Origin of the sequence: Facklamia lactis, from assembly GCF_015863205.1 — a bacterium.
Classification (GTDB): domain Bacteria; phylum Bacillota; class Bacilli; order Lactobacillales; family Aerococcaceae; genus Facklamia; species Facklamia lactis.
This window is the reverse complement of the sequence record NZ_JACBXQ010000001.1, coordinates 62866-78555: the sequence shown is the minus strand read 5'-3', so window position 1 is coordinate 78555 and position 15690 is coordinate 62866. Positions and strand designations below refer to the sequence as shown.

17 protein-coding genes are annotated in these 15690 nt (G+C 35.8%); 2 read left to right on the top strand and 15 right to left on the bottom strand.

Going from position 1 to position 15690, the window contains the following annotated elements; genetic code table 11:
* Positions 1-37 precede the first annotated feature (37 nt).
* Positions 38-655: a glycerol-3-phosphate 1-O-acyltransferase PlsY gene (plsY, locus tag HZY91_RS00375; protein ID WP_197113398.1), complete on the top strand. Its 618-nt coding sequence runs from the start codon at positions 38-40 to the stop codon at positions 653-655.
* Between the two features lie 88 nt (positions 656-743).
* Here the strand turns inward: plsY and HZY91_RS00370 are convergent, their stop codons facing one another.
* The 12 genes from HZY91_RS00370 to HZY91_RS11055 form a co-directional block, all read right to left on the bottom strand.
* Positions 744-1637: an aldose epimerase family protein gene (locus HZY91_RS00370; protein ID WP_197113395.1), complete on the bottom strand. Its 894-nt coding sequence runs from the start codon at positions 1635-1637 to the stop codon at positions 744-746.
* Between the two features lie 28 nt (positions 1638-1665).
* Positions 1666-3087 (bottom strand): ATP-dependent protease ATPase subunit HslU, encoded by a 1422-nt coding sequence (gene hslU / locus HZY91_RS00365; RefSeq protein ID WP_328751648.1) that lies wholly within the window; start codon positions 3085-3087, stop codon positions 1666-1668.
* A 4-nt stretch (positions 3088-3091) separates the two neighbouring features.
* Complete coding sequence (gene hslV, locus HZY91_RS00360) at positions 3092-3625, bottom strand: HslVU peptidase proteolytic subunit (RefSeq protein ID WP_197113393.1); 534 nt, start codon at positions 3623-3625, stop codon at positions 3092-3094.
* A 6-nt stretch (positions 3626-3631) separates the two neighbouring features.
* The gene (gene xerC, locus HZY91_RS00355) at positions 3632-4561 is read right to left on the bottom strand and encodes a tyrosine recombinase XerC (protein ID WP_197113391.1); all 930 of its coding nucleotides are present in this window, start codon (positions 4559-4561) and stop codon (positions 3632-3634) included.
* A 124-nt stretch (positions 4562-4685) separates the two neighbouring features.
* On the bottom strand, positions 4686-6746 hold the full coding sequence (gene topA / locus HZY91_RS00350) for a type I DNA topoisomerase (protein ID WP_197113389.1): 2061 nt from the start codon (positions 6744-6746) through the stop codon (positions 4686-4688).
* Positions 6747-6884: 138 nt separating this feature from the next.
* Entirely contained in the window at positions 6885-7790 is a 906-nt protein-coding gene (gene dprA / locus HZY91_RS00345) for a DNA-processing protein DprA (RefSeq protein ID WP_197113388.1), read from the bottom strand.
* A 60-nt stretch (positions 7791-7850) separates the two neighbouring features.
* Positions 7851-8639: a ribonuclease HII gene (rnhB, locus tag HZY91_RS00340; protein ID WP_197113364.1), complete on the bottom strand. Its 789-nt coding sequence runs from the start codon at positions 8637-8639 to the stop codon at positions 7851-7853.
* Entirely contained in the window at positions 8629-9489 is an 861-nt protein-coding gene (gene ylqF, locus HZY91_RS00335; protein WP_197113362.1) for a ribosome biogenesis GTPase YlqF, read from the bottom strand. The genes rnhB and ylqF overlap by 11 nt, the downstream gene beginning before the upstream one ends.
* Positions 9490-9510: 21 nt before the next feature.
* Positions 9511-10083, bottom strand: coding sequence for a signal peptidase I (gene lepB, locus HZY91_RS00330; RefSeq protein WP_197113360.1), 573 nt, complete (start codon positions 10081-10083; stop codon positions 9511-9513).
* A gap of 4 nt (positions 10084-10087) precedes the next feature.
* Complete coding sequence (locus tag HZY91_RS00325) at positions 10088-11533, bottom strand: S41 family peptidase (protein WP_235991443.1); 1446 nt, start codon at positions 11531-11533, stop codon at positions 10088-10090.
* 23 nt (positions 11534-11556) lie between these two features.
* Positions 11557-12282 (bottom strand): purine-nucleoside phosphorylase, encoded by a 726-nt coding sequence (gene deoD / locus HZY91_RS00320; RefSeq protein WP_197113358.1) that lies wholly within the window; start codon positions 12280-12282, stop codon positions 11557-11559.
* Between the two features lie 11 nt (positions 12283-12293).
* Positions 12294-12512 (bottom strand): YozE family protein, encoded by a 219-nt coding sequence (locus tag HZY91_RS11055; RefSeq protein WP_328751293.1) that lies wholly within the window; start codon positions 12510-12512, stop codon positions 12294-12296.
* A gap of 185 nt (positions 12513-12697) precedes the next feature.
* Between HZY91_RS11055 and trhA the strand changes: the two genes are divergently transcribed.
* A complete protein-coding gene (gene trhA, locus HZY91_RS00310) occupies positions 12698-13369 on the top strand; it encodes a PAQR family membrane homeostasis protein TrhA (protein ID WP_197113354.1) in 672 nt (223 codons plus the stop codon).
* A 41-nt stretch (positions 13370-13410) separates the two neighbouring features.
* On the opposite strand, the gene proC is transcribed toward trhA, so the two are convergent.
* The 3 genes from proC to HZY91_RS00295 are packed head-to-tail and all read right to left on the bottom strand — an operon-like array spanning position 13411 to position 15682.
* On the bottom strand, positions 13411-14226 hold the full coding sequence (gene proC, locus HZY91_RS00305) for a pyrroline-5-carboxylate reductase (protein ID WP_197113335.1): 816 nt from the start codon (positions 14224-14226) through the stop codon (positions 13411-13413).
* Positions 14219-14728, bottom strand: a complete 510-nt coding sequence (locus HZY91_RS00300) for a dihydrofolate reductase (RefSeq protein ID WP_197113332.1) — start codon at positions 14726-14728, stop codon at positions 14219-14221. Before HZY91_RS00300 ends, proC begins: the two co-directional genes overlap by 8 nt.
* Positions 14729-14740: 12 nt before the next feature.
* Positions 14741-15682 (bottom strand): thymidylate synthase, encoded by a 942-nt coding sequence (locus HZY91_RS00295; protein ID WP_197113329.1) that lies wholly within the window; start codon positions 15680-15682, stop codon positions 14741-14743.
* Between the last annotated feature and the right edge of the window lie 8 nt (positions 15683-15690).

Here is a 15690-nt window from a genome sequence, read left to right as displayed (position 1 = left end):
ATGGTAAGATAAATACAGAAAAGTGAGGAGGCTAAAAATGGCTGCATTTATTATGATAATATCTGCCTATCTAGCAGGATCAATTCCCACAGGAGTGTGGTATTCACTATTAGTACACAAAGTAGATGTTCGAACACTAGGTTCCGGAAATTCTGGCGGAACGAATATTGGACGAAATTTCGGCCCTGTCGCTGCCCTGATCGTGATTACTGTTGATGTTTTAAAAGGATGGATTCCAACTTTGATTGCTAAACATTTCTTTGCAGGCCAAGCTGATTGGGTGGTCATACTAACAGCAATTGCCTGTGTCTTAGGACATGCTTATCCTATATGGGGAAATTTTAAAGGAGGAAAAATTGTCGCTACTTCTGTAGGCGTTCTATTAGGATATAACTTCTTCATAGCAATAAGTCAGGTTATACTCCTAGTCTGTTTTTTATTTTTATTCTCAATAGTAAGCGTGGCTTCAATGCTTTCTTATGCTTTGATCGTAGTGTGGATTATTATTCATGAGCCCCTTATTTATGGCATGGGCTTTGCTCTTATTGCCCTTTTCATGGTTTATCGGCATCGCCAAAATATTCAAAGAATAATTCAAGGCAAAGAACGCCATGTCTCTTTCGGGCTACGTGCTTCAAAAAAGAACAATTTATAAAATATTTGGATTAGTATCTGAAGTAACCCCCAAAAGTGAGTATATCAACTCTCACTTTTGGGGGTTACTTCAGTTTTGTGAGGCAATTTTAATATCTTTCAAAGGCTAGTGTATAATCATGGGTATTTATTGTATTCGCTTCCAATTTAATCATAGACAATTTATTAATAAGCTGTCCATCACTATTATCATAATCGGGCAAACCAGTCATAGGTTCCATGGAGACGAAAGATGTTCTCTTCGGATAAGAAGACCACAGAGCCAAATATGGCATTCGACTAGGAGTTAATGTTATCTTAACCCCCTCGGTATGATCCCAAAGTTCTACTATGGTCTGTTGATTGATTTGATAGATTAAAGGCCCTTTACGAAAATGTTTATGAGTTAAATCAATTTGATCTAATGACTGATACCTTGTCTTTTTGGTTTCAATTAATCCAAATTTATCTAAAGGTAAATAATAATATTGTCCTTTCGGATCGATAATAATTGAAATTCTATTATATTCCATTTGCGAGTTATGAAGACTTCTTTGACTCACATTAAAGGCAGGACATCCCCCAATTGCATAATACAGTGGAGTTTGATGGGATGGATTAAGCACTTCGTATGTTACTGTAATTTTATTTTCATATAAGACATAATTAATCTGAAAAGAAAATTCAAACGGATAATGGTCCATAGTAAAGTTATTATGCTTTATATTGAAGCTAGCGGTATTGGAAGTTTGATTTTGTACCATAAACTCCATATCTTTGGCAAAGCCATTATGCTCTAAAATATAAGACGTTTCATTATAAATGTATTCTTGGCCACATAAACTACCCACTATGGGAAATGAAACAGGGGCACTATAAGGCCATGCACTCGTTTTACCTTGCCAAATATATTCAAAACCAGTCTCTTTGTCAATTACAGATTTTATTTCCGCACCTAATTCTTGTAATACCACTTTAAGATGCTCATTTTCAAGTATAACCATCCCTATCCTCCATTGATACTATCTCATTTTATAGTATGTAATGACTGAGATCTCTATTTTCTACTTTATCTGATAACTTCTCATCCACATACTTTTTTGTAATCTCAATTTCCATTGGCGTATTGGCAGCCTCAAATAGTAATTCTTCCAACACAGTTTCAATAATAGTGTGTAATCTTCGTGCCCCAATATTATCAGTATTCTGATTTAGAGTTACTGCATAATAAGCCATTTGTTCAACTGCTTCTTCTGCAAATTGAGCTTGAACTCCTTCAGTAGCCAAAAGAGCCTGATATTGAATAAGGAGTGCATTTTCTGGTTCAGTTAAAATTCTGACAAAGTCTTTTTGACTTAAATCACTTAAATTAACTCTAATCGGAAAGCGTCCTTGTAATTCAGGGATAAGATCAGATGGCTTGGCAACATGAAAAGCTCCTGATCCAATAAATAAAATATGGTCTGTCGAAATAATCCCATATTTAGTTTGAATCTGACTACCTTCAACAATAGGTAAAATGTCTCTTTGAACACCTTGTCGGGAGACTTCACCTGAATTTTGATTATTGGAAGCGATTTTATCCATCTCATCAATGAAAATAATACCATTTTCTTCTGCTAAATGTAAACCTTTCTGATGAATATCTTCTTGATTTACCAATTGATCTGCTTCTTCTTCTGTTAAAATTTCTAGTGCTTCCTTAACAGTGACTGTTCTTTCAATCATTTTTTTAGGTTTTAAAGCATTAATCGAATCTTGCATCTCCATCATTTGCTCCATCGCTGGATTCATAGAGTTTAATTGAATCTTTGGTTCATTAATTTCAATTGTAACTTCATGCTTATCGATCAAACCTTCTCTCAGTTGCTGTCTAATATGACGACGATTGGTAGCAATTTCTTCCGTTTCTTCTTCTACATAGGTTGTCTCTTCGCCAGATAATTGTTTAAATAAATCTTGCATTCCTGGGAAACCTAAAGAATTGAATTGATCTCCTTGCTTAGAGGGGTCTTTAGCTTTCTTCTTTCTTTTAGCAGGGACTAGAACTTTAGCTAAGCGATTAATCGCTCGTTCATACGCTTGATCATGTACTTCCTCATGCATTTGTTTACGTACAATTCGAATTGCTTGTTCAACTAGATCGCGAACCATGGATTCCACATCTCGACCCACATAACCTACTTCTGTGTATTTTGTAGCTTCTACTTTAATAAAAGGAGCATGCGTAATCTTGGCTAATCGTCTTGCAATTTCTGTCTTACCGACACCTGTTGGTCCTATCATTAATAAGTTCTTAGGCTTAACTTCCGATTGCATAATGGGGTCAAGTTTTAAACGTCTCTGACGATTTCGAACAGCAACTGCAATCGCTCGTTTGGCCTCGTTCTGTCCCACAATATACTTATCTAATTCTGCTACAATTTCTTTTGGTGTAAATTCTATCATTGAAATCTCCCTATTCAGTTTCAAAACTTTCTACTATTATATTATCATTGGTAAAAACATCAATTTCTGATGCAATTTGCAGCGATTCTTTAGCAATTTGGCTTGCCGTTAAATTATCACTCGACCGAAGCATAGCCCGAGCAGCAGCTAAGGCATAATTACCGCCCGATCCAATCGTCAATACACCATCGTCTGGTTCAATGACTTCTCCGGTTCCACTTACTAGCAATAAATTTTCGTGATTCATTACAATTAATAGTGCTTCCAATTTTTGTAACGTTCGATCCGTACGCCACTGCTTTGCAACTTCTACAGCAGCTCGTACTAATTGCCCTTGATGAGTTTTCAATTTATCTTCAAACATCTCAGATAAAGTAATAGCATCTGCAACACCGCCCGCAAATCCAATCACAACTTGGTCATCAAAAATTCGACGTAGCTTACGAGCACCGCCCTTCATAATAACACTTTCTCCCATTGTAACTTGGCCATCACCTGCCATTGCTAAATGATTGCCTTTTTTTACTGCACAGATCGTTGTCATACGATTTTATTCCTCCCTAGATTGACGTCTTGCCCTTGGATGGGCGTTTAAATATGCTTTACGCATTTGGTCTCCTGTAATATGCGTGTAAATTTGAGTTGAACTTAAATTCTCATGACCTAACAATTCTTGAACAGATCTCATATCTGCACCATTATTTAGTAAATGAGTTGCATAAGAATGACGAAGCTTATGTGGATGGATTTCCAAGTTTAGTTGATGCTTTCTAACTAAAGTATTTAGAATAGTACGAATTTGATCAGGTTTAATTGGTATCCCTTTATCGGATAGAAACAGTCTATCATAGCCAGGACTTTGCATCATGGGACTAAGTATCGATAATTGAGGTCGTTCTATCTCTAAGTAGTTCTTGACAGCTTGAGCAGCAGGATCTCCAAAAGGAATGATGCGTTCCTTATTTCCCTTTCCTTTCACCCGAATAATTTGAACAGAAAAATCAACCTGACTAATTGTTAAATCACAACATTCTGAAACTCTAATGCCTGTTGCATACATTAATTCAATAATAGCTAAGTTACGATAGTGATAGCGATGATCGTCTTTTTCAGCTGCTTTAATAAGTTTCTCCATCTCATTTTCATATAAAAAGTCAGGTAGATGTTGCTTTTTAGCCTTATAAGATATTAGTTCCATGGGATCTTGATCAATCCAACTTTGCCTAATACTGTATTGAAAAAAAGATCTTAAACTTGATAATTTACGAGCAATAGATGACGAAGATAATTGCTTTTCATTCAAATAAGCTAAATACAAACGCATATCTCGGTATTCTAATTCTTCTAATTTACTAGAACCTGACTGATCCATAAATTCTTCCATCTCATTGAGGTCTCGTTGATAAGCTTTTATAGTGTTATCTGAATAACGTCGTTCATTTGATAAATAATTAAGAAAACACTGGATCTCCTTTTTCATAATAATCCCCTCTTCAGCAGATTATATCTATTATAACGTTTGAAACTCCAATTGCCTATTAATAAAAGATTAATATAATGTAAACAAAAAAACCAGTCGAAAGCACTGGTTTATGAAGTTTAAATTAATTTTCAATTTCTTCAGCATAATCACAATGACTACATTTCACTTGTTTTCCTTTGCGAGAAATTTTTTCAATTAAAAACTCCTTACATTTAGGACAAGAACGACCCACAGGTTTGTCCCAAGAAACAAATTCGCAGTCTGGATAACGTGAACATCCATAAAAAATACGGTTTTTCTTTGATTTTCTCTCAATCACTTGCCCCTCTTCACATGATGGGCAGGTTACTCCAATTTCTTTAATAATAGGTTGTGTATGCCGGCAGTCGGGAAAATTAGAGCAAGCATAAAATTTACCATAACGTCCTATTTTAATTACCATTGGATTGTCACATTCTGGACAATTAAATCCAGCAGGCTCATCTTTAATCTCAATTTCTTCCATCTGATCCTCTGCATTTTTAAGATCTTTCTCAAACATTTGGTAGAAGTCAGCTAATATGCCTTGCCACTTCTCTTTACCCTCTTCTACCTCGTCCAGATTATTCTCCATCCCAGCAGTAAATTCAGTATCGACAATCATTGGAAAATATTCTGCCATGACTCCGTTTACTATTTCACCCAATTCGGTAGGTTCAAATCGTTTCGCAACCATCTTAACATAATATCGTTTTCTCAATGTTTCAAGCGTTGGAGCATACGTTGAAGGACGTCCTATTCCTAATTCTTCTAAAACCTTTACTAAGCTAGCTTCATTATATCTAGCAGGTGGTTGAGTAAAGTGTTGGCTCGTCTCTATTTGATCGATTTTAACTTTATCATTCACAGCTAAACTTGGTAAATAATTGTCTTTATCATTTTTACTTGGATATATCTTTAAAAATCCATCAAATTTGATCCTCGAACCGCTAGCTCTAAAAATCACTTCATTCTGAATAATATCCGCTCGTATCGTATCATAAACAGCATCTTTCATTTGTGAAGCGAGAAATCTAGCCCAAATCAATGAATAAAGACGAAATTGATCTCTCGTTAGTGAATCTTTAATGCTTTCTGGTGTTAATTGCACATTAGAGGGCCTTATCGCCTCATGTGCATCCTGAGCTCCCGATTGATTGGCTACTTTGCGTCCTGCTCCCACATAGCTTTCTCCATAAGTATCTGAGATAAAACTAGTTGCACTAGCTCTCGCTGCAGGTGAAATACGAGTCGAATCTGTACGCATATAGGTTATCAAGCCAACTGTATTCCTCTTTATTGAAATTCCTTCGTACAATTGCTGCGCAACCATCATTGTTTTACCAGCACGAAATCCTAAACGATTCGCTGCATCTTGTTGCAAAGTAGAGGTTGTAAATGGAGCATAAGGTTTCCTTCTACGTTCTTTTTCTTCTATATGATCTACAAGGAAATCTGCTTCAAGATCCAATTGTTCCATTACACGTTTTACTTCCGTCTCATTAGGCAGATCTATTTTTTTACCATTCACACCATAAAATTCAGCCTCAAATTTTGTCCGACCTTTTTTAAACTTAGCTGGGATCTTCCAATATTCTTCAGGCTTAAAATTTCGAATTTCATTTTCTCGATTAATAATTAACTTTAATGCGGTAGATTGAACACGACCGGCAGATAGACCACTTTTTATCTTCTTCCAAAGTAAAGGAGAAATTGAATAGCCAACAATACGATCTAGTATTCTTCTCGCTTGTTGAGAATCAACTAAATCCTGATCAATTTTACGTGGCTTTTTAAAAGCTTCTTTAACTGCTTCTTTCGTTATTTCATTGAATACTACCCGATTTTCTTCATCTCGATCTAAATTTAGCAGAAATGATAAATGCCAAGCAATTGCTTCACCTTCACGGTCCGGGTCACTTGCTAAGTAGACTTTTTCAGCTTTCTTCGCAAGTTTTCTTAGTTCCTTAATTGTCTCTCCTCGTCCCCTAATAGCAATATAATGTGGTTCGAAGCCACTTTCAATATCGACCCCCATCTTTGATTTAGGCAAATCACGCAAATGACCTTTTGAAGCCACTACTTTATAATTTCTTCCTAAATATTTATCGATTGTCTTGGCCTTGGTGGGTGATTCGACAATCACTAGATATTTATATGCCAATGAACAATCACTCCTTTTCTACCTTCTGTAATAATATGCAAAATCGTAACAATCTTATTCTAAACTTTGCATTCTGTCAAATTATTCAGAGAAATTTTTAATAAAGAAAGTGATGCTTCACCTATAATTATAAAAAAATTAAGCCAAATGATTGAAGTAAAAACCTTGATTAAAATAAAATTGCTTAAGATCGCTAACTAATTCTTTAAGGCCAATCACAGGAATTGCTCCAGCTGAAATCAATTGGTTACAACCATAAGATTGATTATCTGTAATAGGACCAGGTACCGCATAAACAGTTCGGTTATAGTCTAGCGCATAATTAGCCGTAATGAGAGAACCGGATTGTTTAGCAGCTTGGATCACAATGGTGGCAGGACTCATTCCTGCTAGTAGTCTGTTCCTTGCAATAAAATGATGCTTACGAGCCCGTTGCATTGGCAAATATTCACTCAACAATAAATGTTTTTGTCCAATTATTTCTTGTAAAGTATAGTGTTCAGTAGGATAATACCGATCGAAACCGGTTGCAATAATTCCAATTGTAGATCCTTTTCTATATTGACAACCAGCCTTATGCACTTGATAATCGGCTCCTTTGGCCAATCCAGAGACTGTTATCCAACCATTTTCTACTAATATTTTAGACAAATCACAGGCTACTTTATAACCATAGTTACTTAATTTCCGAGAACCTACAATTGTGATTAAAGGCATACGTAATAAACTTAAATCCCCTTTATAAAAAATCGTTATGGGTGGTTGAGGTAGCTGTTTCCACAAGCTCGGATAAAGACTATCCAAAATAAAGAGACACTGATTCTTTAATCGACGAACAAGTGGATAATGTTGTCTCCAAGCTTGAAAAACAGTTTGCTCCTTTTCCTGCCAAATGCCTTTTTTTATCAAAAAATCTACCAACATTTGTTGATCTAGCTCTAATTTATTAGCTAATTTTAGGTAAAAAGCAAAATAATACCATCTTTTTTGATAGGATAAACCAACAATTTGCAAATAAATCATATCTTCTTTAATTTTCAACATTCTATCACCTCAAGAATAGATAAGTGATAAATTAAAAAATGCGCTAAAAACCTTTAAAACTTATTCTCGATATTTTTTAGTGCTTGTCATCACAGGTCCAAAGCTTTGACGATGAATAGGAGTTGCACCATACACATTCAAAGCATTCAAATGATCTTTTGTGGGATAGCCCATATGCCTCTCAAAACCAAACTCCGGATATATCTCGGCATATTTCTTCATCAATTCATCCCGGTATACTTTTGCAATAATAGACGCTGCTGCAATTGATAAAGATTTTTGATCTCCTTTAACAATTGATTGTTGAGGAATAGAGCTGTCAATTTTCATCGCATCGATTAACAGATAATGAGGGGTTGGTGATAATTGTTCCGCTGCTTTAGCCATCGCCAATCGACTTGCCTCATATATATTAACTTTATCAATAACTTCAGGTGAAATTTCAACAATGGAATAAGCCTTTGCTTCCTTTTTGATCAAATCCGCTAAAATTGTTCTTTTGTGATGACTCATTAATTTAGAATCATTTACCTCAAATAAAGATTTCGTCTCATCTGGAAGAATAACCGCTGCTGCCACCACAGGACCTGCAATAGGACCACGCCCGACTTCATCTAGCCCCGCTATCAAAGCCCTTGGATTTCTGTCTAAAATCTCATTTTCAAAATCTAATCGCTTCAAATAATCCTGATATCGTTTTTGTTTTTTTTCCAATTCTCGATATTTTTGCTGAATGATTTTTTGAACGCCAATTCGACTATCCTCTTTTAGCTCATTGAATAAAAAATGATCGGGATCATCAATATCACTGAGTAGCGCTTTGATTTCCTTAATTGATTTATCTCTCATTATGGTCAACACTTTCTATCGGTTGATCTAAACTGATATTTCCTAATTTATGCTGTCTAAAATCTTGAATAAGCTTTTCACCTGCTTGATGATAATCTTCACCCAATCCCATTTTTTTCGTTAATAAAGATAATATTTCTGCTGAACTCTTGTCTTTTGTTTGCCCTAGCTGATAATACTCTTCAAGAATTGTCGGATAAAATTGTTGCAAATGTTGAATGAAGACCAAGGATAGCTCTTGCATTTCAAGCAATTGATCCTTAATGGCTCCAGTCAAAGCCAGATATTTACCCGTCGCAGGGTCTTCAAACTTTGGCCAAAGAATTCCTGGTGTATCCAATAATTCAAAGTCTTTTCCAATTTTAAGCCATCTTTGAGCTTTGGTAACTCCCGGTTTATTTCCTGTTTGTGCCTGATTTTTACCAACAAAACGGTTAATCAAAGTAGACTTGCCGACATTTGGAATGCCAAGTATCATTAAACGTATTGGACGAGGTTTTACACCTTTTCGTTTTTGCTTTTCAAAATAATCATTCATCAATACTTTACAAGTATTAGTCAATTCTTTTAACCCTTTTGAATGCTGAGCATCGATTGCTAAAGCTGTTTGACCTTGACTTTTATATTCTTCCAACCATCTCTTGGTGACCTGTGGATCGGCAAGATCTGATTTATTGAGAACCAGAATACTCGGTTTATTGGCAATGATTTCTTGAATTATTGGGTTCCGACTTGATTCTGGAATGCGAGCATCTACCAATTCAATTACAATATCGACTAAATTTAATTTTTCCTTTGCTTCTCGACGTGCTTTGGCCATATGACCTGGATACCATTGAATGTTAGCCATACAATTCCTCCTCTGTATTATTTATTCAAGTTTTAATTCATAATCCTCAATAAAACCAAAACGGTCAAAAGGATAATAGATAAAATTAGCTTCGCCTTGAATACTATCCTCTGCTACAAAACCAAATTGACGACTATCACCAGAAGCTGGACGGTTATCGCCCAGAACAAAAAAATAATCATCCGGCACCCTTGTCTCCCCCGTAATATCCCACAAAGAAAAATCTCCTGTATAAGCAGATGTTGTTTGTGAAGCAAGGGGTTGCAAATAAGGTTCTTCAACTTGCTTGCCGTTTATGTATAAAATATCATCCTTAACTTGGATTTCATCCCCAGGGATACCGATAATTCTTTTAACATAGGACTGACCGGATCCCATTGGGTCTGGAAACACAACTACATCAAAGCGTTCAAGATGATTTTGTTTCAGCATCATCATTTGATCCCCATCATATAAGGTTGGATTCATTGATCGGCCGTCCACTTGGAAAGGCTGTACCACATAATAACGCAGTGCTAAAAATATTAGCACTGCTATTATCACTGCAAAAATAATATTCACAATCTCTACCAATAAAATGCGTAGAACCCTCATTCATCTATTCTCCTAGCACTGTATCCATTGCTGCTTTGTATTGTGGATCGTTTTCTTCAATATATTCACGTGTCTGATCCATCAGTAATTGAGCAGTTTCTCCATTAATAATTCCTGATACTTCTAATTTATTTTTCTTTTGAAATTCTTTTACAGCTTGTTGCATTTTTTGATCAAAATAACTTGTTTCTGATAGATCGAAGCCTAATGCATCTAACATCAGGGATGCTGATTGAACAAATTCAGAAGCATCTCCTTCTTTTAACTCCGATGTAGTATCTAACATGATCGCTGAAGCTACTGCTGGTTGTTCGACAACTTTATCTGGCTTCACACCTTGGTCATGTATCCATTCACCTTTTGGAGATAACCATTTGGCAATTGTTAATTTCAATTCTCCATATTCCGAAGATGTTGCCAACGTTTGAACAGTTCCTTTACCAAAAGTATTAGTTCCAATTACATCATGATCTGTATTCTCTTTAATAGCTACAGCTAATATTTCACTGGCACTGGCTGAGCCCTCATCTACTAATAATACATAAGGCTCCTCCACTTGAAACTTGCCATATTCAGCATCTGAAGCTTCGTAGGTAGTAATTCCAGAAAGTTTATCTTCCGTTTGCATTAAAATTTGCTGATCATCCATGAACATATTCGTAATAGCCAAAGCAGAGTCCAATAAACCACCTGGATTATATCTAAAGTCAAAGATAAATCGTTCAGCTCCTTGATCTTGTAGTTCTTTAATTGAAGTAACCATTTCCTCATAAGTAGTAGACGCAAACTGAGAGATTTTTAGATAACCGACTTCTGGATGTTCCTTATCTAATTCAGATTCCACTGTTGTTAGTGGAATCTCTGCTCGCTTAATCGTGACATCAAAAGTCGAAGTACCTCTCTGAATTGTTAGCTTAACTTCGCTACCTTCTGGCCCTCGGATCAATTCAACGATTTCACTAGTAGTCAATCCTTCTAACTCCACATCATCTGCTGATATAATCACATCATTGGCCTTAATTCCTGCCTCTGAAGCTGGAGTTCCATCAATAGGAGCAATGACTGTAGGTTTCCCTTCTCGAATCATAAACTGAACTCCAATCCCATTAAAGGAGCCATCCACTGAATCATCAAAGGTCGTTTGTTCTGAAGGGTTCAAAAATTCAGAGTAAGGATCTTCTAAGGAACCTACCATCCCTTTAAAAGCACCTTCTAGTAAAGTTTTTTTATCTACTTCATCAATGTAATTGACTTGAATGGTATTATACATTTCTTCAATCAGTGCGATATCTTCTTTCGTAAGTTGCTCCTCCTGAGCTACTTTTTCTTTATCTTCAAAGATCCATTCAAACCCCTTTACATTCATTGGGTGAAAATAACCGCTAAACATGATAATAATCAGTGAGAGAATGATGAGAGAGATCCTTTTATTTTTCTTTTCAATTTTCAATATATCCAGCCTCCTGACTGTGATTATGTATTAGGTACATGTATTTTGACAGCAGTTTCTAAAGCGATTTCCATCATATCGGTAAAAGTTTGTTCTCTTTCTTGAGAAGAAGTTGATTCTCCTGTCACGACATGATCTGAAACAGTACAAATGGCTAAAGCTGATCGGTCATATTTAGCAGCAACAGCATATAATCCGGCTGCTTCCATTTCAACTGCCAGAACACCATAACGAGCTAATTTTTTCTTATCCATTTCTTCATTATAAAAGCGATCACTCGATAAAATATTCCCAACATGAATATCTGACTTCCCTTGTTCCTTCGCAATATGGTAAGCTAAATTCAATACTTCAAATGAAGCAATAGCAGCATATGATACTTGTCCTTCAAATATATTTGATAGAATGCTGGAATCAGTGGTAGCTCCTAAACCAAACACTAAATCTCGTACCTTTACTTCTTTTTTTAAGCCTCCTGCTGAACCGACTCGAATAATCGTTTGTACATCATAGGAACTGTATAATTCTTCAGCATAAATCATAGCAGATGGAATTCCCATTCCCGAACCTTGGACTGATACCGGCACACCTTTATACTCCCCAGTAAATCCAAACATATTTCGAACTGTGTTATATTGCTGTGGGTTCTCTAAATAGTTTTCAGCTATGAACTTAGCCCTTAGAGGATCCCCTGGAAACAGAACTGTGGGGGCAATTTCCCCTACCTGTGCGTTAATATGTGTGCTCATATTCATTCTCCTTAACTTGTATATTGATATTGTTGCCAAGCATCATCAAAAATCGTTAGCATTTTACTATATTGGCTAGTCTTTTCTAAATAATTAGATAGTTCGTCAAAATCACAACTTTGCTTAGGAAAAGCAATGTCTTCACTAATTTCATTAGCCAATCGACTCATTGGATCTTTCGCTCCTTCATTGGCATAGCGCATTATAAATTCATAAAAAGTCGGTCCCACTTTTATCCCTCTTTTTCTATCTGATTTCATTTGTATTCTTTCAAATATTATATCTTATAATGGTAGTTATTATAACATTATAGAGAGCTTCTTTTAAATTATTCATTAAAAAACCATATATTTACCTTTCATTTCTTCCTGATTCGTTTAAAATATACTTAGTAAGATTAAAGGAGTGAGTTTATATGAAGCGTTCTCAATCATCGACCTCTACCTCAGTAACTAAACCACAAGATAAACATCATTTATGGGCAGAAGTTTTAAATGCTATTACCCATGGGATTGCCGCTATTATGAGTATTATTGGCACTGTATTTCTTATCAAAAAAGGGCTTAATGCTGAGTCAAAAATCTCTATTATTGCTTATATGATTTATGGTTTAAGTTTAATTACTCTTTTTTCAAACTCAACGCTCTATCATTCCTTAACTTTTACCAAGTTTAAAAAAATTTTCCAAAAATTAGATCACTCTTCTATTTATTTACTGATTGCTGGCACCTACACACCTTATTTAATGGTATCAATTGGGGGCAAAATGGGCTACCTATTTCTTACACTCATTTGGGCACTAGCCTTCATAGGAATTACTTTTGAAATGATAACCATTAACCGTTTCCCTCGTCTTTCAACTTTTATGTATTTAGGTCTAGGTTGGTTAGGACTCCTGATCTTCTATCCCCTTTTTAAAAGCATTGAGATTAACGGCGTTGTATTGTTAGCAGTAGGGGGACTCTTCTACTCACTTGGAACTATTTTTTACAGCATGAAACACAACAGATGGATGCATGTCGTTTGGCATCTTTTTGTACTCGCCGGGGCCTTATTTATGTTTATTTCTATTTATCAATATGTATAATAACAAATCCCGATACCTAATCTTGGTATCGGGATTTTAATCTATTCTTTTGCTTTTTCAACGGTTGCTGCAATTGCTTCAATTATCGAAGACCTAAAAGCACCGGCTTCTAAGGTTCTAATTCCAGCAATTGTTGTTCCACTAGGACTCGTCACCGCATCTTTAAGTTGAGCAGGATGCTGATTCGTTTCTGAAACCATTTTGGCCGCCCCTGCAACAGTAGTAGCAGACATTTGAAGTGCTTGTGAACGTGGTATCCCATAATAAACAGCGGCATCACTCATCGCCTCAATTAATTGAAAGATAAAAGCGGGTCCAGAACCTGCAACTGCACTTGCAACATCAAACAAGTTTTCATCAAGTTGAACCACCTGACCAGTTACCTGCATGAATTGAATAAATTCTTCCTGAACTTCCTCGCTGATTTCATTATCAAAACAAGTAGAAACGTAGCCTTGACCGATTGCGACCGGTGTGTTAGGCATAATACGAATAAATTGTTGACCTGCTGGAAAATATGAATGCAGTTGCTCCAGACTCACTCCTACTGCCAGTGATACCCATCTAGTCTCTGAATCAATGTTTTTGCAAATTGCAAGTTTTTTAAAAAGATCCGGCAAATCCTTAGGTTTCACCGCAATAAAAATCAAATTGACATGGGGAAACATTTCTTTATCTAGATCTTCCATTCGACAAGCATTAACATTCGTTTGTTCTGCTAATTGAATAGCTTTTTCATTAAAATAATCTGCTAAATATAAGGGAATATCTGGGTGATGTTTTGCAAAAATTTGTGTAAGGGCTGATCCCATATTTCCTGTTCCAACAATTCCTATACCCTTAATCGTTTTATACACTATCCCCATTCTCCTTTTTTCGTTCCCACCATTCAAAACGGTGAGCATATTTATTTTTCTCATCAATCTTTCCTATCTGCTCTTGAACTAATTCAAATTGATTTGTATCTAATTCTGGCATATAGGTATCAGCTTCAAACTCTTCATCAATCACAGTCCGTATAATTCGATCTACATAAGGAAATAAAGATTTAAAGACTCCTGCTCCTCCAATTACCATTAACTCCTGATCATTAGCTAGTTTAATTACCTGATCAATCGAATTAACTACCTTCAACCCTTCAATATCTTGTCCATATTCTACGTCAGAAGTCATTACAATGGTTTTTCTACCAGGCAATAAACGTTTATTCATGCTTTCAAAAGTCTTTCTCCCCATCAAAATGCTATGTCCCATTGTGACCTTTTTAAAAAACTTTAAATCATTTGGTAAATACCAGGGTAAATCATTATTATATCCAATAGCCCCTCGTTTATCTTGTGCATAAACATAAGTAATCATTTTTTCTCCTCCTTATACTGCAATGGGCGCCTTAATTGTATCGTGAGGCCGATAACCTTCTAATCTTATATCGTCTACTGTAAGTTCTGCCATTTTTTTATCAGTTTCAAGAACTAAATATGGTAGTTCTCTAGGTTCTCTTTGCATCAATAAACGAACAGCCTCCAAGTGATTTTCATAAATATGAGCATCTCCTATGGTATGAATGAACTCCCCTACTTCTAGACCTATCTCTCTAGCAATCAAATGTATTAATAAAGCATAAGAAGCAATATTAAAAGGAACCCCCAAAAAAATATCTGCTGATCTTTGATAGAGTTGACAGGAAAGTTTGTTATCAGCTACATAGAACTGAAACAAGATATGACAAGGAGGCAAGGCTGCATTTGGGACATCTTCTGGATTCCAAGCCGTCACAATATGCCGGCGTGAGTCAGGTGAACTAATTAGTGAATCCAGCACTTGTTGAATTTGATCAATGGTCCCTCCTTCTCTGGTTTGCCAAGAACGCCATTGTTTACCATAGACTTCTCCTAAATCGCCATATTTAAATGCAAATTGATCATCTGTTAAAATTTGCTGATGAAATAATGCCATCTCTTGTTGGTAAAGCATTGCAAAATGCTGATCTTCTAAAGAACGTTTACCAAAATCAGACATATCAGGTCCAATATAATCATCACTTTCAACATATTGCTTAAATGCCCATTCATCCCAAATATGGTTATGATGTTTTAATAAAAAACGAATATTTGTATCTCCCTTTAAAAACCAAAGCAATTCACTTTTCACTAAAGAAAATGCTATTCTTTTTGTCGTTAAAATCGGAAAACCTTCTGTTAGATCAAAACGCATTTGATAACCAAAGATTGACCGTGTTCCAACTCCCGTACGGTCTGACTTGACATGCCCATTGTCTAAAACATGCTGTATCAATTCTTTATACTGTTTCATTCTCCACT